Source organism: Chryseobacterium pennae (assembly GCF_003385515.1).
Classification (GTDB): Bacteria; Bacteroidota; Bacteroidia; order Flavobacteriales; family Weeksellaceae; genus Chryseobacterium; species Chryseobacterium pennae.
In genome coordinates this window covers 50287-73412 of sequence record NZ_QNVT01000016.1, presented here as the reverse complement: position 1 = coordinate 73412, position 23126 = coordinate 50287, and the positions used below count along the sequence as shown (strand labels likewise).

General features: G+C 38.0%; 22 protein-coding genes. All 22 read left to right on the top strand.

The window, feature by feature from the left end; all coding sequences use genetic code 11:
* Window positions 1–104 precede the first annotated feature (104 nt).
* On the top strand, window positions 105–305 hold the full coding sequence (locus DRF65_RS16430; RefSeq protein WP_115971851.1) for a hypothetical protein: 201 nt from the start codon (window positions 105–107) through the stop codon (window positions 303–305).
* Window positions 306–482: 177 nt separating this feature from the next.
* Window positions 483–1364 carry a hypothetical protein gene (locus DRF65_RS16425; RefSeq protein ID WP_115971850.1) on the top strand — a complete coding sequence of 294 codons (882 nt, stop codon included), beginning with the start codon at window positions 483–485 and terminating at the stop codon, window positions 1362–1364.
* A 1407-nt stretch (window positions 1365–2771) separates the two neighbouring features.
* Window positions 2772–3122, top strand: coding sequence for a hypothetical protein (locus tag DRF65_RS16420; RefSeq protein ID WP_115971849.1), 351 nt, complete (start codon window positions 2772–2774; stop codon window positions 3120–3122).
* Window positions 3119–4645, top strand: a complete 1527-nt coding sequence (locus tag DRF65_RS16415) for a relaxase/mobilization nuclease domain-containing protein (RefSeq protein ID WP_115971848.1) — start codon at window positions 3119–3121, stop codon at window positions 4643–4645. Before DRF65_RS16420 ends, DRF65_RS16415 begins: the two co-directional genes overlap by 4 nt.
* 50 nt (window positions 4646–4695) lie before the next feature.
* Window positions 4696–5349: a ParA family protein gene (locus DRF65_RS16410; protein WP_115971847.1), complete on the top strand. Its 654-nt coding sequence runs from the start codon at window positions 4696–4698 to the stop codon at window positions 5347–5349.
* Window positions 5350–5385: 36 nt separating this feature from the next.
* Window positions 5386–5922: a hypothetical protein gene (locus DRF65_RS16405; protein WP_115971846.1), complete on the top strand. Its 537-nt coding sequence runs from the start codon at window positions 5386–5388 to the stop codon at window positions 5920–5922.
* Window positions 5923–6040: 118 nt separating this feature from the next.
* On the top strand, window positions 6041–6361 hold the full coding sequence (locus tag DRF65_RS16400; RefSeq protein WP_115971845.1) for a DUF4134 domain-containing protein: 321 nt from the start codon (window positions 6041–6043) through the stop codon (window positions 6359–6361).
* A gap of 289 nt (window positions 6362–6650) precedes the next feature.
* A complete protein-coding gene (locus DRF65_RS16390) occupies window positions 6651–9731 on the top strand; it encodes a TraG family conjugative transposon ATPase (protein ID WP_115971843.1) in 3081 nt (1026 codons plus the stop codon).
* A complete protein-coding gene (locus DRF65_RS16385) occupies window positions 9718–10371 on the top strand; it encodes a hypothetical protein (protein ID WP_115971897.1) in 654 nt (217 codons plus the stop codon). Before DRF65_RS16390 ends, DRF65_RS16385 begins: the two co-directional genes overlap by 14 nt.
* 11 nt (window positions 10372–10382) lie before the next feature.
* A complete protein-coding gene (locus tag DRF65_RS16380; RefSeq protein WP_228438752.1) occupies window positions 10383–11105 on the top strand; it encodes a hypothetical protein in 723 nt (240 codons plus the stop codon).
* A gap of 6 nt (window positions 11106–11111) precedes the next feature.
* Window positions 11112–11777, top strand: coding sequence for a hypothetical protein (locus DRF65_RS16375; protein WP_115971841.1), 666 nt, complete (start codon window positions 11112–11114; stop codon window positions 11775–11777).
* A gap of 4 nt (window positions 11778–11781) precedes the next feature.
* The gene (locus DRF65_RS16370; protein ID WP_115971840.1) at window positions 11782–12612 is read left to right on the top strand and encodes a hypothetical protein; all 831 of its coding nucleotides are present in this window, start codon (window positions 11782–11784) and stop codon (window positions 12610–12612) included.
* Between the two features lies 1 nt (window position 12613).
* Window positions 12614–13861 (top strand): type IV secretion system protein, encoded by a 1248-nt coding sequence (locus DRF65_RS16365; protein WP_115971839.1) that lies wholly within the window; start codon window positions 12614–12616, stop codon window positions 13859–13861.
* A 22-nt stretch (window positions 13862–13883) separates the two neighbouring features.
* The gene (gene traK, locus DRF65_RS16360; RefSeq protein WP_115971838.1) at window positions 13884–14498 is read left to right on the top strand and encodes a conjugative transposon protein TraK; all 615 of its coding nucleotides are present in this window, start codon (window positions 13884–13886) and stop codon (window positions 14496–14498) included.
* 2 nt (window positions 14499–14500) lie between these two features.
* Window positions 14501–14854 (top strand): hypothetical protein, encoded by a 354-nt coding sequence (locus DRF65_RS16355; protein ID WP_115971837.1) that lies wholly within the window; start codon window positions 14501–14503, stop codon window positions 14852–14854.
* A 34-nt stretch (window positions 14855–14888) separates the two neighbouring features.
* A complete protein-coding gene (traM, locus tag DRF65_RS16350; protein ID WP_115971896.1) occupies window positions 14889–16103 on the top strand; it encodes a conjugative transposon protein TraM in 1215 nt (404 codons plus the stop codon).
* A 4-nt stretch (window positions 16104–16107) separates the two neighbouring features.
* The gene (locus DRF65_RS16345) at window positions 16108–16980 is read left to right on the top strand and encodes a DUF4138 domain-containing protein (protein ID WP_115971836.1); all 873 of its coding nucleotides are present in this window, start codon (window positions 16108–16110) and stop codon (window positions 16978–16980) included.
* 11 nt (window positions 16981–16991) lie between these two features.
* Window positions 16992–17354, top strand: coding sequence for a hypothetical protein (locus DRF65_RS16340; RefSeq protein WP_115971835.1), 363 nt, complete (start codon window positions 16992–16994; stop codon window positions 17352–17354).
* Window positions 17354–19342, top strand: coding sequence for a type IV secretory system conjugative DNA transfer family protein (locus DRF65_RS16335; protein ID WP_115971834.1), 1989 nt, complete (start codon window positions 17354–17356; stop codon window positions 19340–19342). Before DRF65_RS16340 ends, DRF65_RS16335 begins: the two co-directional genes overlap by 1 nt.
* Window positions 19343–19346: 4 nt before the next feature.
* On the top strand, window positions 19347–20231 hold the full coding sequence (locus DRF65_RS16330; protein WP_165852245.1) for a M23 family metallopeptidase: 885 nt from the start codon (window positions 19347–19349) through the stop codon (window positions 20229–20231).
* Window positions 20232–20242: 11 nt separating this feature from the next.
* A complete protein-coding gene (locus DRF65_RS16325) occupies window positions 20243–20953 on the top strand; it encodes a hypothetical protein (protein ID WP_115971832.1) in 711 nt (236 codons plus the stop codon).
* 69 nt (window positions 20954–21022) lie between these two features.
* A complete protein-coding gene (locus tag DRF65_RS28740; RefSeq protein ID WP_185148470.1) occupies window positions 21023–23110 on the top strand; it encodes a hypothetical protein in 2088 nt (695 codons plus the stop codon).
* The last annotated feature ends 16 nt before the right edge of the window (window positions 23111–23126 follow it).

The window sequence follows — 23126 nt, the reverse complement described above, 5'->3', positions numbered from 1 at the left end:
GCAGATTTTGTATTGGCTATTTATTGCATAGTCTTTATAATTTATAATTGACCTTTTAAAATATTATTTCTATCTTTTCAGTTAAATTTTATTTAGGCACAATAATGAAAAACTATTTTTTTGTCCTGTCCTTTATTTTAATTGGATGCGGTAAACCACAAAGTAGAGATCCCAAAAAAATTATAAAAGCAAAGAATGCTACAATTGACAGTCTGCAAAAAGAATATAACGACTGCAGAGGTCAGGCACAAATTATGGCTGATGTCATGGAAGCTGAAAGAAAAGAAGAATTACGAAAAAAATAAATATAAGACAAAATGTTTATTTAAAAATTTAATTAATTTTCAAAGGTAATTTTAACCATTATTTATTTTCTTTTTCATCAGCTGCCCCGTTTATCATTATACTTATTCTGCTCTTCTACATTTGCGTCATGTTTTGTATCTAAACCATATTTTAGTATAATATTAGCTATAATACCTATGAACTATAAAAAAATCACTTTTTTAATACTGATCATACTAATTTCCTTTTCCTGTAAAAGCAAAAAACTGAATTATATTGATTATTACCATAAGGTATATGCTATTGATAGTGCACTTAGGACTGGTAAAGATACTTTAACAATCATCAGGCAATATAAAAAGTTATTCAGGAAATATCCTCCTGCTCAGAATGAAAGGATGGAAGAGTATGAAACTTATATCAGGTATGCTGACAAGTTTCATAAAAATTTCGGTGGAGAAAAAAGCCTTAATAAACTTATAGCACAGTCTGCACCTAACTGGAAATACAAAAGAGAAGATCAGGATTTTTTCAGGCTTTATAAAAAATATGGCATTGACAGCATTGCTGTTGAAAGAAAAGTTCTTCACTGGAAAAAAAGTTTAAATAAAGTACTGATAGATTCTTTCAGTATTGCATCCGCGCGGGACCAATATAATGCCCGCGTAGTTTCAACCGTAGTAAAAGACGACAAAAAAAATGCTGAGCTTTTGATCTGGACAATCAAAAATTATGGTTTTCCATCAAGGCAAAAAATAGGACTTTACGGAAATAATGAACAGTTCATACCTATGGGCATCCTTCTCAATCATATGGCAGGCACAGAGCATTATGAGTTCTTCAAGACAAAGCTACTGGAATATGTGAAGTCCGGTGAATGTCCACCAAGGGATTATATAGAAATGGTTGACAAGTATCAGTACATTCATTATCTGGAACCTATTTATGGCATATTCTTGCATTATGATACGAATTTCGACGCTGCCGATTCGGCTAGAATAGACCACAACCGTAAAGCGGTGGGTTTTCCTACATTAAAACAATCTTCAAAGATTACAAAAGATTTTCAAAAAAAATAATCCTAAATGTGATAAAGGTTGGCTCATTCAATGAGAGCCTTATGTTTTCTTGAGATTTTAGGTCTCTATGTTTTTTAAATTAATAGGTATTATAGGGTATCTCTCCTGCATGAGTAAAAAACAACAGTTTGCTCGAGAGCATGTGTAAAATGAATACAATTAAGTGATTAATATGTGTAAAATAATACATAGTTATATTTTATCTTTAAATAATTATGCATGCTTTTCTTTTCAAAAATCCGTTAATATCACATGTCCATAACGATGTAAAATAAACCGCAATATTTTTAAAACTTAGGTAAAATAGCCGCGGGTTGTTACCTTGCATGAGTAAAAAGCAAGACTGTTAGCTCATGGTATACGTAAAATGAATACAACTTGGGGGTGAACATGCGTAAAATGGTACCTAGTAATATTTTATCTTTAAATAATTATGCATGCTTTTTCCCCAAAATCTTTTAATATCACATGTTCATAACGATGTAAAATAAACCGCAGTATTTTTAAAACTTAGGTAAAATAGCCGCAGGTTGTTACCTTGCATGAGTAAAAAGCAAGACTGTTAGCTCATTAATATGCGTAAAATGAATACAACTTGGGGGTGAACATGCATAAAATGGTACCTAGTTATATTTTATCTTTAAATAATTATGCGTGTTTTTTCCCAAAAATCCGTTAATATCACATGTTCATAACGAGGTAAAATAAACCCTTGAATTTTTAAAATTTGAGTAAAATAACCGCAGGTTTTGACCTTATAGGAGTAAAAAAACAATTTGCCTACGAGCATACGTAAAATGAATACAACCTACGATTAAACATGCGTAAAATAGTACGTAGGCATTTTCTTGACTAATGAAATGAAGATTGTCTTATTTTTTCTTTCAAAATCAAAAATAGTCTAAGTGAATTTAAACTACTGATTATCAGAATGTTAAATTGTTTAAGTTTGGTTTTTTCAGAGTTCTAAAAAAATAATCGTGCCTTAATAGCAAGATGTGTCTTTGTACGTACAAACTTTTCAAGTTGTACTTCCAAAGACGATCTTGCCTTTTTTTGCAAAAAGGAGAAAAAACGGCGGAACTTGTTTTTTTGTTTCGGGGAAAATAAGGAGCAATATTCCAAATTAGCCCAGTATATTCTTTTTTAATCTCCACATATTCCAGATGAGTCCAGCTTGTTCTTATTTAGCCCAAGCCCGATGAATACTATTGCTTTCACGATTTTTATGTCCCAATTTTGCAAAAGAAATTTTAACCAAAAACAAAATGAAAATACAGATTTATTTTTCTGCCATTCATCAAAGGGATAATATCAAGCCTTACTTACCAAGAAGCGCTGAGCTATTTTAATCGGATAGAGCTTCACTGAGTTATTTACCATAGGAAAAATTGAAAATGATAAAGTATGGAAAAGGAGGTACGGGTTTACATAAGAATTCAAAAATCCAGGAAAGAAAACTGGAAAAAAATCTGCTCAGAAAAGCAGATCTCTTTGTCCAGTTTGATTATCCATTCGGTAGAGAAAAGGATTCTGGATGATGAAAGGCGAAAAGTACTGGCTTTCATTGAAAAGCAGGACAACATCTTTGTCAAGATAGAAACCAACATCAACCAGCTTGCAAGGATAGTCAATGGTCAAAAGTTTATTTCCAAACAAGAATTGAAGGATTTCCTGGGTAAACTTTCCGAGATCGAAAAACTGAAGAGAGAACAGAACATGATTTTCTCCAGGATTTATTCAATGCTTGGAAAATGATTGTCAAGATCATGGAACCTGCGGGTTCCGGCTTTCCCGGAATTGAGTATAATGATAAGAAAGTAGAGAAAGGGGGCGGTGAACTGATGCTAATGAAAAATTTCCCTTCCTTCATTAACGAAAATAGCAGTCAGCAAGAAGTTCGGGATTATTTAAAATCCATATCAAAGAATGAAAGGGTAAAAAAGCCTCAGTTCCACGCTGCCATTTCCACAAAGTTTCGGGAACATACCAAAGAAGAGCTCACAACAATTGCAGAAAATTTTATGGATGAGCTGGGGTATGGAAAGCAGCCTTTTATAGTGATATTCCATAATGATACAGAAAACAACCATGTCCATATTGTTTCTACCCGTGTCAATAAACAGACAGGAAAGAAAATAGGTGACAGTTATGAAAAGCTTAAGGCACAGAAAGCATTAAGCCTTGTCATGGAAAAGCTGTATGGATTAAGTACACAGGAGCAAATAGAAAAATTACTGCGCTACCGATACAGCTCCCTAAAGCAACTGGAACTGCTTCTGGAAAGAAACGGATTCCGGCTTTCTCAAAATAAGAATAATGAGGGCGCTTTGGATATCCTGAAAAACGGAGCCTGGGAAAAAACCATTAATACAACCCGGCTGGGCTTCAGCAGTCCTAAAAAAGATTCCAGAGCGTGGCAGCTTAAAGCGATTGTCTCAAAATACAAAGAACTGTACTCGTGCAAGGTGTTCAGGGTTGAAGACCGCAGGGCACAGGAAGGTGTGTTGCCAGAAGAAAAGCAAAACGAGAATTGGAAACCGAAAATTGAATTCGAGAGTGAGCTTCAGAAAAAGTTGCGGGATGTTTTCGGGTTGGATGTGGTATTTCATTGCAAAGAAAGCGAGCCACCTCTAATAGAGGATAGCAATAAGAAAACCGGAAGTGGCACTGCCACCGCCCGCCCTTTCGGATATACCTTGATTGACCATAAGACAGGATCGGTGTATAAAGGAAGCGAGATTATGAAAATAAACGAGTTGTTTGAGTTCACTTCCGATACCATAGACAAAAAGCTTTTTGAAGGGCTAAAGGATTACAATATAGCAGATGAAGCTTCAAAACAAATCCTAATAGACTATTTAAAACGTGAAACCCCTGACAATGTGCCAAAATATTTTATGCTTTTTGAAACTAAAAAAAGGAAGAATAAAGAAATATTTGGCCCAGTCAGGAGCGAAGTAAAGCAATATCTCAAAACACAGAACCCAAAAGACATTCACATTATAAGGTCCGAAGAGGGTAAATATTATGCTGTCCACTCAAAATTACACTATGTAGGAGAGCTGGAACAGCTGATAGGCGAAAAAGATTATCAAAAGTTCCTGAATCCGGCTGAAAACCAGCAGCAGGTTTCAGTAACCCAAAATGAAAAACTTTCAAAAGAACTGAATGCAAGTATCAATTATTTGATTTTTCAATTCAGTAAATCCTCAGGAGGATCAGGAAAAGACCCCGGAGAAGAGGAGCGTAAGAAAAGGCGTAAAAAGAAAAACCGGTAAGCCAAAGTATCGAAGTTCTGCTTCCCATTAAAAATTAGCGATATAAAAATATGATTATCACCTTTGCCACCCAAAAGGGCGGAGCGGGGAAAACCACTCTTGCCATTGCCTTTGCCAATTACCTTTGCGAGGTTTCCCAAAGGAAAATTAAGGCGTATGACTTTGACTTTCAGAAGTCTTTTTTCAACAAATGGAAAGAGGACGAATATTCAGAGCTGCCAAAGCTTTATGAAGTGGAACTCGTCGGAGACGATGAAGAAGAACAGCCTTTTGCAGATTTGGAAAAAATTATAGGTCTTAAGGAAAGTGAAGCAATATACCTGTTTGATTTGGCGGGTACACTCGACCAGAAATACAGTGATCTATTGATTTACAGTGATTTTATCATCATTCCTTTTGAATACTCCGATGTATCGGTAAAATCAACCCTGGTATTCAAAAACCTGCTGGGTTTACTCGAAAGTGAGGCAGAGCGGATCTTTATCCGATCCAAATATGACAAAGGTTATAAATATCTTAACCAAAAGGAGATGGATATCGAGATCTCAAAATACGGAACCCTGATTGAAAGCCCTGTATACAAAAGAAATTGCTTGCAGAGCATTAATACGAGGAAGCTTACCTACGAACAGCGATATGCGATAAAAAAGTCATTCAATGAAATTATTGAACAAATAAGTGAAGCATTACAAATTGCCTTGTAAGGCTTATTCCAAAGAAAAACAAAATAAAAATGAAATATGATAAAGTATTCACTCATCCTGTTAGCAGCTTATTTCCTGTATTATGCCGGAAATATCCTGTACGACCTTTTCTTAAAAAAAGAAAAGATCATTCACGTCGATTTGACCGAAGAATTTTCACTAGGCGATTTTGCTCAAAGAGAGGGTAAACCTCCTTCTACCATCGGTATTGAAGACGTTGAAAACGTCAATACTCCCAAATCCTTCTTGAAAAAAGAACTTGATTCCCAAAAACAATCAGCTACCGACGAAAAGCCGGATTTGGAAGAGCTAAGAAAACGATTTGAAGCTGAGCAGGATATTGATGATATGTCAGCACCAGTGAATGATACCAAATCAGCAACAATAGAAGAGAGCCAGTCCGATAACACAAGTCATCTTCAGGATATGCCCGGCAAAGCAGAAGAGCATTCCAAAAGTGAAAAGACTGAGCCTAAAAAATCCCATTGGAAGGAGCTCCTGAATTTATCGGAGACCACCGTTCAAATGGTCGCTAACTACGATGGGCAAAAGGTTTACCATTCCATCATTTAAACAGTAATAAACACTTCAAAATTACCCCATCTCATCCTATCAATTGATACGGATAGCATACCCCTTATGCCAATTTCTAAGCACAAAAATTTAATTCTAACCATAAATATTAATCATTATGAACCACAATTTTAAAAGCCGTCAGGCTGTAAAAAAGATATTGACCGCTTGTATGATTCTCCTCGCTATCACCCCCGCATTTGCCCAGGGCGGAGCAACAGCCATCTCCAATGCGGCAAGTGACATTAAGGACTATTGGGATCCCATCAAACTGATTTTGAAAGCAGTGGGTGGACTGGTCGGTTTCATCGGAGGTCTTAGAGTGTATAACAAATGGACTAATGGTGATCAGGATGTCAACAAAGAAATCCTTGGTTATGGGGGAGCCATGATCTTTCTGATTGTCGTTCCGGAATTCGTAACGGCTTTCTTTGCTTAAGTTATGGGATTCTATCTCTACAAGGGGCTCAAAAAACCCCTTGTATTCTTCGGACTCAAGGGAAAATATATTTTTTATGCCGTGGGTGTTATCGGAGGCGGAGTCATTGCAGCACTCATATTATCCAGGTTCGGATTATTAGGTTCTTTACTAGGGCTTGCAGTCACCGGATGCGGTGTATATCTCATTTTCAAAAAACAGGACACCCATGGTCTGTATGACAAGACTAAGAATTTCGATCAGATTTTCATTTTCCCTAAAAGGTTGAATAGCAAAAGATTTTTAAAGCATGGCAACAACAAAAAAACAAGCATTTAGTATTCCTTTCATCGGCTATGATTATGGAAAAGATCAGCATTGGGATTTTGATGTCCTTTTCGGGCAGTATGGAAATCCCATCATTGGTATCAGAATCAGAAATATCGTGGAACAGTATTCAGCAGACCCGGATTATTATCTCCATTTTCATACGGTTTTGAATCAGGTCGTGTCCATCATCGGGGAGGGGAGAATTGTTCAGAAGCTTGATATTTTCTCAAAAAAGAAATACTCAGCCGAGCTTTCCAAGGAATTCCTACAACAGAAATATTCTGAGCATTTTGACGGAAGGCTTTTTAAAACCATTGAAACGGTATTACTGTTTACAGATATTATTGATGATAAGCTGAAAAAGAAAAATAAATCCTACAATTTCTCTGCAAAGACCTATAAAGAACTTAGGGACAAATGTCAGAAGGTGTTTATGCTTTTGAAACAAAGTGACTGTGAAGCGGAGTTCTTATTCGAGAAAGATTTTGAGTATTATATTTCCGGAACTTTATCAATGCAGTTTTCGGGTACCCCGGTTTTTGACAATATCAGAAGTACTAATGAATATTTGCAAATAGGCAACCGCTTTGTTAAAAACATCTCTTATGTCGATGTTGAAAATATTGATCTGCCTTCTGAAATAGAACCTTATTCCACACTGGGAGGAAACGGAGTTGCCGCCGAAACGGCAGTGGACAATTTTACCTTCATTAATGAGCTGGAAGATTACGAAACGATTATCTACAATCAGGTCATTACCATTCCGCCGCAGGCACAGCAGCAAAGGGAATTGGACAAGAAGAAGAAAAAGCACGAAGGAGCAGCGAATAATTCCCCTTCCAATGCCATTATTGCCGAAGAAATCCAGAGTCTTCTTCATCATATAGCCATAGACGGCCAACTCATCGTGAATGCTCATTTTTCCCTACTATTTTCAACAAACACTCTGGAAGAAATGGAAGGGACACAGTCCCTGATTGAAAATAAGCTGTTTACCAAAGGGATCATAGTTTCAAGAAATGCCTATAACCAGTTGGAGCTTTTCCGGGCAGCCATACCGGGTAACGCCACAGAAATCAGGGAGTATGATCTGTTTATGACGACGAGCGAAGCAGCGCTTTGTTTTTTTTTTAAAGAAAGCTATCCTGTGAACGAAGAAAGTGGCTTCTACCTCAGATTTACCGACCGGCAGGGCGTTCCCCTAAAAGTAGATCCTTCGGACTTGCCGATGAAAATCGGAAGAATCAACAACCGTAACAAATTTGTATTGGGACCCAGTGGTTCAGGCAAGAGCTTTTTAATGAATAACATTGTGGAGCAATACCTTACCTACAATTACGATGTCGTGATCGTGGATACCGGAGATTCCTATTCGGGAACCTGCCGATATAAAGGTGGAAGATATATCCAGTACACGGAAGAAAAACCCATTACGATGAATCCTTTCCTGATGGATCAAAAAGAATTTAATATTGAAAAAATAGAGTTTTTGACTAACCTGATCTTTTTGATCTGGCAGGGGCCTGATGCGACAATGTCATCCGCACAGAAATCCATATTGGATAATGTCCTGATGTCATACTATCACAGTTTTTTTCATTCGGGAACGAAGTGGTACGAAAATAAAACTACGGAAGAGCTCATTCTGTATTTAAGTAAATATAATATTCATGAAGAAGATGTTTATGCAGTATATGAAGAGCAGTTCAGGGGACAGCATACGTATTATGATATTCTGGGAATTGCCTTTGATGCCGGCTTTGATGAAGTGAAGGAAGCCTTTAGAAAACTCGCCATTGAATACCATCCCGATAAAAATCTGAATAATCCTGATTATGACAGCGAGAAATTCTATACAATCTATGAGGCCTATGAAACTTTGAGCGATCGGGAAAAACGTAAAGCCTATAATGAAACCCAGCTGATACTCATTCAGGCAAATGAAATCATACAACAGCCCAAGGATACTGAAGATTGGAATGAATCCTTTAGAAAAGCCCTTATTAAAAAAATTAAAGAGCTGGAAGAAAAGCTCATTATAAAGGAACTTTCCTTCAACGGGTTCTATGAGTACTGCGACAAATTCCTGCCCCTTTACCTTAATAATAAAAAACATAAAATCACGGAAAGGGAATTTAACCTAAGAACATTCCTGTTCGTGTTGAAGGATTTTTACAAAGGCGGACGTTACGGGACGACCCTAAATAATGAAGGAGACAATAGTCTCTTTAATGAGCCTTTCATCGTATTCGAAATCGATAATGTCAAGGATAATCCCAAACTTTTCCCCATTGTAACGCTCATCATTATGGACACTTTCATTCAGAAGATGAGACTGAGGAAAGATCGTCGCAAAGCCCTGATCATCGAAGAAGCGTGGAAGGCTATTGCCTCAAAATTAATGGGTGGGTACATCCTCTACCTCTACAAAACCGTAAGGAAATTCTGGGGCGAGACGGTGGTAGTTACCCAGGAACTGGATGATATCATCGGAAATGCTGTCGTAAAAGACAGCATCATCAACAACTCCGATACGTTTATTCTTTTGGATCAGACTAAATTCAAAGACAATTTTGACCGAATAGCGTCTCTATTATCTCTGAATAAAGTAGAGCAGAACAAGATTTTCACGATCAACAACTTAAATAATAAGTTCGGACGAAGCCGCTTCAAGGAATTTTATCTCAAAAGAGGTTCTAAAGGAGAAGTATACGGCAACGAAGTGGCCCTTGAGCAATATTTGACCTACACTACGGAAAAGCCCGAGAAGTCGGCTGTTGAATACTACGTTGAGCAGTACGGGAATTATGATAAAGCCTTAGAAATCTTTGTAGAGCAGGTGAAAAGTTTCGGGGATGATATGGGAAGCATGGTCTCCTTAGTGAACCTCTATCAAAAGCCTTTGGATAAAAAAGTTCTGGCGCTCTACCACGGGTTTAAGAACCGGAAGGCGAATCTTGGTAAGAATATCTTCAAAATCATCACACAGGAATTAGAAGATCATAACATCAGTCTTTCGGAATTAATCAATAAACAACTGCATGAATATGAAAAAGTTTAGCTTATTTTTTTTAGGATTTGGAAGTGTACTATATGCGCAAAACACGTACATAGATCCTACCGTAACGGCAGCGATGATCCTGTATTCAGAAAACCTGAAAGCCAAACAGAATGACGTCATAGAAGAAACTTCCAAGCTAAAAGATGCCCAAACCTGGGTAGGAACCCAGATGGTAGCCGCCAATGATATTCAGAATAAAATACTCAAAGGCTTAAAAGAAGTTTCCGGAACCCTGCAAAACGGAATTCAGGTAAAGGAAATTTATACGGAGCTCAATAAATGCTACGGGTATTCTTCTGACGTCGTTCAACTGGCATCAGCACATCCCCAATACGCCATTTTCGGGGTTAAAGCTTCGCAAAAAACCTATGAGCAAAGCCTAAAAATCGTAACGGATGTATCGGACATCCTGGCTTCAGGAGAGCTGAACCTCGCTACGGCAGGCGACCGCTATAAGATCCTGCATAACATTTCCGGAAACGTAAAGAATTTAAAGCTGTGGCTGTTGGCCATCAAGCTGCGATTGGAAAAAGCCAACAGACTGGGATTCTGGAACTCCATTAATCCCTTTGCGGGCTATATCAATACGGATAAAGCCATTGTTGAAGATATTATGAACCGGTACAAACGCAATTTTTAAATTTTTTTAAGATGAAATCGAGGGACGAGATTTGCCGACCTAATGGAGGCAAAAAGAAAATGTTTCTAGGCTTGTTGATTCCGGTAGTTTATGTTGTATTAATTTCTTCCGGAGGAGGATCCACACCCGCCTGGCAAAAAGAAAATGTTTCCTTTCCAATGATGGATTTGGAAATCAATGCCACGATGAAGGAGCATAACAGGCAAAAGGAAATGCGGCAAAACCAGACGCTGAATGCAGGTATTGAGACCGCCAACAGAAGCCAGTGGAACGACTTCAAAGACAAAGTTACCAAGATTCAGGATCGATTACGTATCGTATCATTTGCCCTGCAGGCGATTCCAACAGGAGTAGTGATGAGCAGAGAGGTGGATAAGATCACCCAGAACCAGGCTGCCATTATTGACGAAATCAGTACCGCACCTTACTCTATTGCAGCTGTCTTGCCTTCCGGAGTACAGTATGTAGATGATTTACAAATGGTAACACGCTTAATCGCCGGAATTATCCTCTCTTACGGAGCCATCAACCAAATGGAAAAATCGGAACGTAAAATTTTATTGGATTATGCACTGGGTGAAGTCAAAACCCTAAGCAGAAATTCCACCCATATGCTGCTCAAGATACGGGATATTAAAGCTAAAGTACTGCGCAATAAAAGGGCTTTCCAGTATTACGTCAACAGGGATAAACAAGTGGTGGAAAACATTATGAAGAACATTAAATCCTTTTAATAAAAAATGAAAAAGATAGTAACCCTCGGAATTCTAGTGTTTTCTATGGTTTCCGTAAAAAGCCAGCAGATCGTGATCAATGACAAGCTGCTGTCCCAGATTACCGTCAATCACGGCGTTCGATTAGGGAGTGAACAAGCTTTTTTAGATTCTTATGAAAAGCAAAATGAGCTGTATAATGAGATCAAAAATAAAACGGCTCAGGTTATTGCCATTCAGGAATATATCTACCAGCAGCTTAAAAATGTCAATTCAGCCCTTACCCAAAGTAAAAAGCTCATCTACCTCTATCAGTATTTAGGAAAAATCGTAAGCAACTCCCAAACCATGCTGGATTTGTCCATGCAACATCCGGAATATGCCGTACTGGTTTCAAAGTATTATGCAGCTATAGGACAGCAGGCCATAAAGCTCCAACAGGAGGTCACTCAGGATATCCTGAATGAAAACAAAGATTTTCTGATGGATGCTATGGATCGGGAAATGCTCATTGAAAAGGTCCTGACAAGGGTCAGGAATATCAACGGCAATATTCTCTATATCATTTTACGGCTACAGAATGCCAAGAAGATCCCCTATCTCTATCAGGTCCCTGTCCTTAGGAATTACATCAATATCGACAGAGCCATAGTGGGAGACATTATTCAGAAATACAAATACATTTTTAACTAAAACAATGGAAAATTTATTTATAAAATTAATCAGGCTGCAATTTTTGCTTGTAGCTGCTGTCGTTTCCGCACAACTGAGTGTAAAACGCCTCAATGACCCTGCCATTGTCGCCCAGCACAAACGGATGGTTTTTGAAAGCTGGGGAGATTGGCGCCCATACCCTAAATATTTCCTGGGAGTTCAGACCAATTTTGCCTATGCCACGGTATGGGGGATGTGGGCTCCCAAAATCAACAGGGATTATAAGGATGGAGACGACATAAGACCCTTAAAACCTACGGGAGTACAGAATCAGCGATTCGCTCAATTGAAATATGAGGAAGAAGAAGCCAAAAAAATAAAAGCTGCTTCCGATACCATTTATAAAAGGAGTGTCCAGGACTTTGCCCATTGGACTTCTACTACCGTTGATGCCGATCCGCTTTGGCTATTGTATTACAAGCGCATGTTAAAACCCATTACTGAATTTCCTGATACCCCGCAGAATTTTGTGGAATGGAGGCTGAAAGACCAGGAGACTTACGAAATGCTTAATAGTATAGGAACATTAAAAAGGCTTCAGCAGGAACTGGATATGATCAAAGAAAAATATTCGATGTCCCGGTCTATGGATATGCCAAGGGGAAAACGCTTCCTGATGTACCACGAAACCCTTTTGCGTTGGAGAAAATTTGTTCAGGAGTTAAGGAAACATAATAACAAGACGACCCTTCTTCTGGATTATAAAAATATCCTGAAAAATCATTCTCCATATGCATTGCCTACAGCCTGGAGTCCGTCGTCGGACGAGCAGGTCGTTCAAAATATTATGAATCAATACAAACACCGATATTAAGATGAATAAGATAGTAACCTTACGCTGTTGTCTTCTGGCTCTTTTATTGCCGGTAATGGGCTTTGCCCAGACCGATGGTGATTACAGCAATTTACTCCAGTTCCTGAAGGGAGATGGTGCTTTTGAGAAATGGTTCATGGAGGTCTTTACCAAGCTGGACGCCAGTGTTCAGGACAATGCTAACGATGCCGCATTGGTTGGAAAAGCCATTGGCGGATTGGGGGCTTTGATGTACCTCGGGTATATGGGATGGCAAATGGCCGCCGGAGACAGGGAATGGGAAATTACTCCCATGCTCAAACCGATTCTGATTGGATTCACCCTGATATACTGGACAGGTTTCGTCAATCTGATACAGGCTCCCTTTGAAGCCATTGCAGAGCCGGGAGTCAGCATTTTCAGTGATATAGAATCTGAGGTCAATGACCTTCGTGTTGAGAGATTCAAAAAGCAGCAGCAATTGCTCGATGCCATCATCAAGCTGAAAGCGGATGAAGATGCCAAGCAGGAAGTTATTGAGAATACCGGTAAAGATGCCGATGATTCCTGGTTTGATATCAGCGAGGGGATAGATAAGCTTATCCAGCCCATTAAGGAGTGGCAGATCAGGATGCAATTTCAGATGCAAAAATTAGTTGCTGAAGTCATTGAGTTTATCTGCCTTTCCATTCTGAGAATTTGTGTCTACCTGATTTTCTTTATTCAGAAGATCTGGGCGTACATCCTTATTATATTAGGTCCGATTGCGGTGGGTATGGCTCTTGTTCCCGGGTTTGAAAACTCTTTCTACAGCTGGGTTTCCAAATTCATCAATATCAATCTGTACACTTTTGTGGCGTATACCATTATCAACATTGGTCAGCAGCTCATTGCTTCAGGCTATATGATGGAAATAGAAAGATATGACACGCTTTTAACGAATGGAACGGTGACCAATTTAGATGCCCTAATGGTCTATGTAACTAATTCGGGAATGATTTATAACCAGCTTTTTACCTGTGTTGCCTATATCGTTACCGGAATCGGGGTTTTAATGACCCCTACGATTGCAGACACGATTGTAAGTGCGGGAGGGGCCGGAGCGATGACCAAGATGAAAAGTGCTGTGGGCAAAATGGCGGGCAGTGCTAAAATTGCGGTTCTGGCGGTTAAGACTGGTGGAGCTTCTGTAGTGGCTACGGCTGCAAAATCCGCTGCGGCAGGTTCTGCATCGGGAAGAGTTCAGCAGGGCATGAAAAATAAAAAATAATCTCGAAAAATAGTACCATAAAATGCTTATCAAAAATATAGAACAAAGAATCAAGGTGAATAAGGTGGTTTCACTTTCTGCTATTGCTTTTGCCGTTTTTATTGTTATCAGTGGCTTTTTCTTCGCCTATAAAATGATTGAAGATTCCAGGAAATCCATTTACATTCTGGATAACGGAGTTCCGGTTTTGGCTAAACAGACCGATGTTTTACTTAACCGACCCGTTGAATACAAAGCCCAGATCGAACTTTTCCACCGATTATTTTTCACCTTGGCTCCTGACGATACCTATATCAAGGATAATATTCAGAAATCACTGTACCTCATCGATGACAGCGGCAAGAAAGAATACACCAATCTGAGGGAAAAAGGCTTTTATAACCAGATTATAGCGTCCAGTTCTATGGTAAGCATTCATACTGATTCGGTTAAGCTTGATATGGAACAAAAGAAATTCGCCTTTTTCGGGAAACAAATGATCACAAGAAAATCATCCGTAATTACCAGAAAGCTTATCACTGAGGGGTTCTTTGAGGACATTATCCGAAGCCCCAATAACCCGCATGGAGTGATCCTCAAAAACTGGCGCATTCTTGATAATGAAGAAATTAACAATCAAACCAAAAATTCATACTAGCAATGAATACTTCATTCAAAAACACCGGACAGAAATGCATACAATGGATTGTTCGTCATCCTAAAAAGTTTTTCACCTATTCAATGATTTTTTTGTCAGTGTCATTCATAGGTTCTCTGATCCAGGGAATATTCTTCCCCTCAGAAACAGTATTTACGATTAAACCACCTGTTCTTTATTCCAAAAGCCAGATGGCTCAAAACCCTACGGTAAATAACGAAAAAGAAATGGAAAAGATTGTAGAAGACCTCAAATCTTTAAAAGAGAAAAGAGACCGGAAACAATTACAGAAAGAAGACAGTCTGAGGATTGAATATTTGTTTAGCCAATACCAGCAATTAAAAAATGCCCGTTAGCACCGGAAGCAATTTATCTAAAAATCAAAACTCAATGAAAAAACTTAATTTCAAACAGAAGAAATATATCCTGCCCCTTTTGGCGTTGCCGTTTCTGCTGCTTTTTATATATGTAGGAACCCAGTTCACCAAAAAAGAAGAACCTAAAGAGAAGCCCAAAGAACTCTCGCTTTCCCTCGGTGAGTCGCATGATTCCATTATGAGTAAAAATGATGCGTATGATGCATTTTTCAAAAAAGAGGATAACAGGACGATGCTCGAAGGGCTGGGCAAAGAAAAGGACAGTTTGTTGAGCTACGAAGACCAGCTGTCATTAGCTCAGAAGAGAAAAATAGATTCACTCAAGGCTCTATCCGGAAGACAAAACGGGTATCATCCGAAAGGAAATTTATCTTCTTACTATAACCCGAAAAAAGACCAGAATGACGATAGGGATTACAAAAGGTCTTCAGAAATTATCCGGATGCTGAACGATAAATCCTACGGCAAACCGGAAAGTAACTATACCTCTGAGAATCCAAAAGTAAACCCTCAAAATAGAGAGCAAAACCCTGATCCGATCAAATACCTGAAACAGCAGATGTTGGTAATGGATTCTTTGGAAAAAGCAAGAGACCCGGAGTATCAAAGTAAACTGGCAGCAGAGGAAAAATTGAAGGCTAACAAAGAAAAAATGGAAGATTTCCTTAATTCAACCTTCAATGTCAGCAAATCAGGTATCAACAGCGAGTTCAATGCTTTTTACAAAGAAAAGGAAAACAGCTTTATTAAAGCGGTCATTGATGAAAATAACAAGGGGTATTTGGGAAGCCGGATTCGGCTTAGGCTACTGGAAGACATCTTTGTGGGGAACAAAAAGCTCAGCAAAGGCTCGATACTCTATGGACAAATTTCAGGATTTGTGATGCAAAGGGTTAATCTCAGTATCATATCCTTATTCACTAAAGGAGAAATTTATCCTGTCAACTTATCGGTTTATGATGTCGATGGAATGAAGGGGTTGTATGTTCCCGAGAGCGTTTTCCGGGATATGATCCGGGAAATGGGAAGCAACTCTGTACAGGGAACGCAGATGGATATGGGCGGACAGGGATTTTTTACCAGTATCGGCTCCAAATTATTCACATCCACATCCAAATCCATTGCCAACCTGATTAAAACCAACAAAGCCAAATTGAAGTACAACTCTTATGTATTCCTGATTGACGAAAAACAATTGAAAGATTCACAAAACCAACAAAAAAAATAAAGAAATGAAAGCCATATTGTATACTTTACTGATTTTCATAACCCAACTTTTTACTGCACAAACCGTCACGAAGCAGCAGTTGAGTTCGGATTTAGCGGAACTCGAAATTACGGAAGGAATCAGCCTTCATATCATTTCTCCGGAACCCATCCAATATGTAGATCTATCCACTCAGCAGCTCACCGGAGATTTACCTTCAACCCAGATTGCTCGTGTTAAAATTGTAGATCTTACCGATGCTTCGGATAAAGATAAAAACAGAAAAACACTTCTGTATTATTCTAACGGGGATCAAATCGGGGTGATTACGGTGGTCGGTCAATCCTTTATTGCCCAATACAAAGCAGTTTACAGAAATCCTGAAAACCTGAATATCGTTACCAATATCCATATTCAACCGGAGGAAATGCAGCCCATAGAATTTGATAAAATGGTTTTCTCCAATCTTGAGCTGAGAAAATCTGCGATGAACATCATTCAGAAAAAATCAGAAAAAAATCCGATCCGGGAAGAGAAAAACCTCGGGCTTAGTGTTCAGCTTAATAATGTCTATGTTTTTAGTGACTATATCTTTTTGGATATGACCTTTAAAAACAACTCCAACTTAAGCTATGATATAGAAGCTTTGAAATTCTCTGTAGAAGATAAAAAAATACATAAGGCGACCAACAATCAGAGCATTGAAATGACTCCTGTGTTTCAACTGAACCCTCAAAAGCATTTCAGGAAGAATTTCAGGAATATTTATGTGTTCAAAAAATTCACGTACCCGAACTCTAAAGTGATGATGATCCGCCTGATAGAAGAGCAGCTTTCCGGAAGAACCATCGAGATGAAAGTTAATTATTCAGATATACTTAAAGCAGACACTTTTTAATTATTAATGCCATGGACACTTTTACAATTATCGCCATTATAATTTTTGGGCTGATGCTCATTGTAATGATCTACTATTCTGTTTGTATAAGCATTTTCGAGAAAAAGCGGAAAGAACTTATAAAAGACTATGAACAATTATTACTCCTCAAAGATTGGTATGAGAAAGTACCTGAAGAAGCAAATCGATCATACATTTTAGAAAGAGTTGAAAAAAGAGGACGTCAATTAATTGACCGATTGAATCAGTTGAATGCCAATCTTGTTAAAATACAGGAAGATCATGAAAAATTACAGCAACAGCAACAAAAGCTGCACAACAATCTGCTGGAGGAGCACAAATTACTGAATGAATACTTTGAAAATTATTCCTAATGCAAGAGCAACAACATCAGATCAAAATTTACGGATTCCTGCAAAAAGCGGTATATGCCGTTGTGGCGCTGGATTGTATATCGCTCTTTTATCTGCACGCAGATATTCCGGTACTCTCGAATTTGCTCAGGAACTTTTCTAAGATAAGTTTCATTTATCCTCCTGTCCATGCAAAATTGGCAACACTTCTATTGATAGGGTTGGTAGCAATTGGAACAAAAGCTAAGAAAAAGAAAGACCTTAACATCACTATGGAAATAGTCGTTCCTATGGTATTTGGGCTGATGATGATGTTTTCTTCTTTGGTTTGGCAACGTGAAGCCGGAAACCCTTCGCTCCCTAAAATCTTTCCGGGAATGAATCTCTATCAGGTGGTTTATGCTTTTCTTTCGTTTTTGGGGGCGGTTATCCTTCAGATGGGTGCTGATAGTATCTCCAAGCTAATACAGCAGAAAATGGGTAAGGATCGATGGAATGTAGAAGAAGAGTCTTTTGACCAGAACCAGGAATTAGTAGAATCCGACACGACGATTAATATCCCTTATTTATTTCGATACAAAGGTAAAATCTATAAAGGCTGGATTAATATCGATCCATTTAGGGGGACGATGGTAATTGGAGTTCCAGGTTCAGGAAAATCGTTTGGTGTGATTAATCCTGCCATTCGGCAGATGATTGCGAAAGGTTTTTGTCTCTGCATTTACGATTTTAAATTCCCTGATCTGGCCCAGATTGCTTATTATCATTACTTACTGAAAAAAAGTAAAGAGTCCGATTATAATTATAGTTTCCACGTAATCAATTTGAATGAAGTTGAGAAATCCAGAAGAGTCAATCCGTTTAAAAAAGAATATGTGAAAACATTAGCCGAAGCACAGGAAATGGCTGAAGCTATGGTATCTTCTCTACAAAAAGGTAGTACCAGTTCCGGAGGTGGATCAGAAGCGTTCTTTACCCAATCCGCGATTAATTTCCTTTCATCCTGTATTTATTTTTTTGCGACCCACGAAAACGGAAAGTATTCGGATCTGCCTCATATTCTTTCTTTTATGAACCGTAGCTATAAGGAAATTTTTGATACACTTTTTGGACATGAAGAACTGTATTCTTTATTATCACCTTTTAAATCAGCCTATGATAACAAGGCTTTCGACCAATTGGAAGGGCAGGTAGGAACATTAAAGATTTTCCTGTCCCGACTGGCTACTAAAGAAAGCTTTTGGGTGTTTTCAGGGGATGAAGTGGAACTTAAAATCACAGACCGGAACAATCCTTCCATTATTATTTTAGCATCAGACCCGGGAACTCAGGATATCAACTCCGCTTTGTATTCTTCAGTGCTCAACAGGACTTTACGTTTAATTAACTCCAAAAACAATTTCCCCGGAGGAATCATTGCCGATGAGTTTCCAACGATTTACATTCATAAGATTGATAATGTCGTGGCTACTGCAAGAAGCAACAGGGTTGCCGTTTTGCTCGGGCTTCAGGAACTTCCTCAACTCCGTCAGTTTTACAAGAAAGAAGTGGCGGATACCATTTCTGCCATTGTCGGAAATATCCTGTCCGGCTCTGCAAGAGATAAAAATACACTCGACTGGCTCGAAAAACTGTTTGGAAAAATAAAGCAGAAGTCGTATTCCCAATCTATTTCCCAGCAAGGTACAACGACCAGTATCAATGAAAAAATGGATCATATGATTCCCGCCGGAAAAATTGCAACACTCAAGACCGGAGAAATGGTAGGAATGATCGCCCAGGGAGAAGAAAATGATACCGAAGAATACAAAACTTCCGCTGTGAACGGCAAAATCAACCTGGATATGAAAAGTATTAAAAAAGAGGAGGCGGAACTTCCGCACATGCCAGCCTATTACTCTTTTGTGGATAAGGCAGGAATTAACCGTAAAGAAGAAGTCTTAATGACCAACTTCAGGAAAATCAATAAGGAAGTAGAATTAATCGTCCGCGAATCAGTAAAAGCATAATCTTATGAAGAGTAAAATAATAAGTATCCGAATTTATAGGATGATAGTCTCGATGTTTCTGTTGGTAAGCAGTTTTACGTTTGCCCAATTCAATACCTTAATGCCTGCCCAGCCCCAAAAGCCCGAAAGTCAAGCTCGTATTGAAACAACAAAAGAAGAAGATTCTCCGGAGCAAAAAAAAGGGAAAAACTTCTGGAAGAAAATCTTCAATACGACGATAAAGTCGGATTTAAAAAATGAATTGGATTCTTTAAAAATACTGGTAAAAGAGTACAGCCATGCCAACAATTCCAGAAAAGAAAGCTTTCAAAAAATGAAAGATTCTTTACTATTGGCTACTAAGCGTAGAGCTGAACAGAAAAAGGATCTTTTAAAAAATCAAAGTTCTCAGACTTTACATGATTTTATGGAAGAGCCTAAAGAACCTTTATCAAAAATTGTAATGCCTTTGGCGGGTAAAATGACGGTCACATCTCCCTATGGGACACGACTCCATCCCATTTCCGGAACAAAGAAAATGCACAACGGTATTGATCTGAAAGCTTATTATGAAAATGTATATTCCGTCATGGACGGAATTGTAACGGCAACGGGGTGGGATTCCAAAGGTGGGGGTAATTTTATCAAAATAAAACATTTTAATCGCTTTGAAACGGCTTATCTGCATCTGTCTGAAATTTATTATAGAGTTGGAGAAATGGTAAAAGCCGGATTTATCCTTGGAAGAAGCGGAAATACCGGAAATTCTACAGGGCCTCACCTGCATTTTTCGGTGAAAGAATTCGGACAAAGAATTAACCCCGCTCATTTTTTAAATGATTTAATAAGAGCCACTCACCTCATGTCAACCTACCATAATACCAGTACAGCCTCATACAAACCCTACTAAATAAATTAAAAATGGAAAACAGCAATTTACCCACAGACGAACTGAAAAAATATGGAATTATTGGTGAAGACCACACATTTTCCAAAAAGCTAAGTGCAGAAGATATTCAGAAATTCTTACAAGGATACGCCATTGTCGCTGACAACGATAAGAACAGGGCAACATTTCAGCTTACCAATAACAATACCCAGCTGAAAGTTATCTTCTTAGAAAGAGATAAAAGCCTACCGGAAATCCTTAAGAACAGTGAAAAGAGAATCGAATATTCTGATATAATGGAATTCTCAAATAAATTGCCACCGGAGCTTCCGGCGCTGGAAAAGAAAGCATTTATTTTCGATCAGGAAACCGGCAAAGTAGCTGAGTTTGATTTCATCAGGCATACAACAGAGTTGACTGCTATTATTGCTGATCTAAGAGATGCAACTGAAACTGGGCGATATAAAAATGAGTTACTAAAGCTTAAAGCATTCATGCAGGACAAATTGGAAGCGGAACTTCCGCCGGAGATAGCTAAAGAAATTACCAGTGATCTGAATATTATCTCCAAAGAGATCGGTACAGTTGAGGGAATTCTCACTAAGCAGCATGATAATTCTCAAAAACAGGAGGAATCTGATATCCAGTTAAATATAAACGACCCGGATCTCTATCAGGATTCCAACCGGATGAGAGAAGAAGAGGAGCTGGAGCAAGAAGAAAAACGAAGGTTTAGAAGATAAATCCTATGGATCAATTTAATACACCTGTCTCAGCACAAAGTATAAATAACCTCAAAGTAAAATTTAAAAATGGATTTATTTGAAGATTATGAGCTCCTTTCGGAAGAATTGAAGGCGGTCTGCGATAAATGGCAGAAAAAAGAAGAGCATGGGGGACTTGGATATAATGATTGTAAAAATTTTCAGAAAGAATGTGAAGCTATCGGCTATACGTTTGATTACGGACTGGATGCGGTACCTATTGATTTACGCCCCATTGGATTAGAACAACAACTACAAGACCATACCATTAACAATCAAGATCCAGACATTATGGAAACAACAAATGATTTAAGCTGGTATGATAAGAATATTACTCCGAGAACCCGGGCTTATAAAGATTTTGTAAAAGAAAAAGAAAATATATCACCTGAACATTTTTTTCAGGATGGCGAAAGAATCTTTACGGCAAGAGAAATCAAGTTTTTAGAGATTCTTGAGTATAAAAGTTCTAAAAATAAAGCGAATGCTTTTTCTCCTGAAAGGAGCGAATCTGTACCCGGTGAGGAAAGAACAAAAGATATCAGGAATGAACCTGTTAAAGATAATCTAAGCTTTGATCCCAGTGTCCGAAATAATGTTATGCAAGAGAATTTAGGTAGTGCAGAGAACAGAGAATCGAAGCTTGATGAACTCACGGATATGCTTACTCAATATTATGAAAATCAGGAGGAAAGTATGTTTGATTTTACCCATCCGAAATCTATTAAGACGTTGGAACTGGCATTATTTCTTCAAAATGCAGATGAACGATTAAAGAAAGAAGTTCTGACATACATTTTTAAAGAGCCACCACTACAGCCTGATTTCTACGACTTCCGGGATGATTCTTATGATAGGGGAGAATCTTCTTGTGAGAAAGCAAAGGAATCCTATAAGTTAAAGATAGAAAAATATAATCTTTTTTTAGAAAATGCTTATTCAGTTTTTGATCAGTACAATTTTGATATTCATATGATCCATGAATCCAATGTCGAAAGAGCACCGGATGCATTCAAAGTCTTAATGCATGACCTATCTAATCAGTTTTCTGCTGAAACTAAAGCAATAATTAAAGGCATTAATGCAGATCAGTCAATAATTCATGCCAATGATGATAGGAAAACGTATGAAATAATATCGTCCCCTCAAATGGAAAAAAATAATTCCCATTTGGAAACTACTATCGAGGGGTATAGCAGCAGTGAATTAATGAATCTGTCTGATGGCGAATTGGAACATTTATTAAAGCTAAAGAAAGAGCAATTTAAAATAGAACAAGCAAATGATGATCTGAGCGCTATGTCTTTTATTAATAGTGAAATACAAGAACTTGAAAGCCTTATTCATCATAAATCAATTAATAACAATCAAAATCCCAACATTATGGAAACAACAAAAGAATTCGATCAGGTTCAATACCAAAAAGACCAGTTAAAATACCTTGGTTTTGGTGAAGATGAAAAGCTTCACAAAGATCTGGAAAAAGGTATTAAGTCTACCAAACAGCAGTTTGAAATCAAAAGGAAATCCGACAAAGCACTACCCGGAAATACAGTAGACTTTATTTTAAAATTCAATAAAAGCGAAAAAGGAGGTGTTTTCTTTAATTCTTACCAGGCAACGCTGAAAAATGAAAAAAATGAAAGTTTTTCCCACAATTTTTATGTGAGCAAAGAAAGCACTTTTACCGCTAAAGAGGCTGTCAATCTTCTGGAAGGGCGTTCTGTGAAAATAGAATTTCACAATCCGAAAACAGACCAGATAGAACTTGCCTTTGTCAAGCTCGATTTCAAGGAGCCCAAAACCGAAAAAGGGAATTATAATTTCCAGAATTTTTATAAAAACTATGGTATTGACACCGCTGAAATTGTAGAAAAGTCCAATTTGATATTTGACAAGACTGAATATAAGGAGAATACGATAAAATCTTTGGAAAAAGGAAATGTAGTGAAAGTGAAGTTTGAATTGGAAGATGGTGTGATAGAAGGAAAAGCAGTTCTTAATCCCCAGTACAAAAGTCTTAACCTGTATGATATGGATATGAACAGGATCAATACCAACAAGCCTCTACAGGGTTTGGAAGATGAGAGAGAGCATGAGAAAGCCAATGTAAGAGAGCAAAGCATTAAACGATAAAATTTATACTTACTCA

Coding starts and splice junctions, on each gene's coding strand:
- DRF65_RS16425 (WP_115971850.1), top strand. CDS start 483: ATGAACTATAAAAAAATCACTTTTTTAATACTGATCATACTAATTTCC.
- DRF65_RS16405 (WP_115971846.1), top strand. CDS start 5,386: ATGATAAAGTATTCACTCATCCTGTTAGCAGCTTATTTCCTGTATTAT.
- traK (WP_115971838.1), top strand. CDS start 13,884: ATGCTTATCAAAAATATAGAACAAAGAATCAAGGTGAATAAGGTGGTT.
- DRF65_RS16375 (WP_115971841.1), top strand. CDS start 11,112: ATGAAAAAGATAGTAACCCTCGGAATTCTAGTGTTTTCTATGGTTTCC.
- DRF65_RS16370 (WP_115971840.1), top strand. CDS start 11,782: ATGGAAAATTTATTTATAAAATTAATCAGGCTGCAATTTTTGCTTGTA.
- DRF65_RS16365 (WP_115971839.1), top strand. CDS start 12,614: ATGAATAAGATAGTAACCTTACGCTGTTGTCTTCTGGCTCTTTTATTG.
- DRF65_RS16390 (WP_115971843.1), top strand. CDS start 6,651: ATGGCAACAACAAAAAAACAAGCATTTAGTATTCCTTTCATCGGCTAT.
- DRF65_RS16430 (WP_115971851.1), top strand. CDS start 105: ATGAAAAACTATTTTTTTGTCCTGTCCTTTATTTTAATTGGATGCGGT.
- DRF65_RS16415 (WP_115971848.1), top strand. CDS start 3,119: ATGATTGTCAAGATCATGGAACCTGCGGGTTCCGGCTTTCCCGGAATT.
- DRF65_RS16420 (WP_115971849.1), top strand. CDS start 2,772: ATGGAAAAGGAGGTACGGGTTTACATAAGAATTCAAAAATCCAGGAAA.
- DRF65_RS16385 (WP_115971897.1), top strand. CDS start 9,718: ATGAAAAAGTTTAGCTTATTTTTTTTAGGATTTGGAAGTGTACTATAT.
- DRF65_RS28740 (WP_185148470.1), top strand. CDS start 21,023: ATGGATTTATTTGAAGATTATGAGCTCCTTTCGGAAGAATTGAAGGCG.
- DRF65_RS16410 (WP_115971847.1), top strand. CDS start 4,696: ATGATTATCACCTTTGCCACCCAAAAGGGCGGAGCGGGGAAAACCACT.
- traM (WP_115971896.1), top strand. CDS start 14,889: ATGAAAAAACTTAATTTCAAACAGAAGAAATATATCCTGCCCCTTTTG.
- DRF65_RS16325 (WP_115971832.1), top strand. CDS start 20,243: ATGGAAAACAGCAATTTACCCACAGACGAACTGAAAAAATATGGAATT.
- DRF65_RS16380 (WP_228438752.1), top strand. CDS start 10,383: ATGAAATCGAGGGACGAGATTTGCCGACCTAATGGAGGCAAAAAGAAA.
- DRF65_RS16330 (WP_165852245.1), top strand. CDS start 19,347: ATGAAGAGTAAAATAATAAGTATCCGAATTTATAGGATGATAGTCTCG.
- DRF65_RS16335 (WP_115971834.1), top strand. CDS start 17,354: ATGCAAGAGCAACAACATCAGATCAAAATTTACGGATTCCTGCAAAAA.
- DRF65_RS16355 (WP_115971837.1), top strand. CDS start 14,501: ATGAATACTTCATTCAAAAACACCGGACAGAAATGCATACAATGGATT.
- DRF65_RS16345 (WP_115971836.1), top strand. CDS start 16,108: ATGAAAGCCATATTGTATACTTTACTGATTTTCATAACCCAACTTTTT.
- DRF65_RS16400 (WP_115971845.1), top strand. CDS start 6,041: ATGAACCACAATTTTAAAAGCCGTCAGGCTGTAAAAAAGATATTGACC.
- DRF65_RS16340 (WP_115971835.1), top strand. CDS start 16,992: ATGGACACTTTTACAATTATCGCCATTATAATTTTTGGGCTGATGCTC.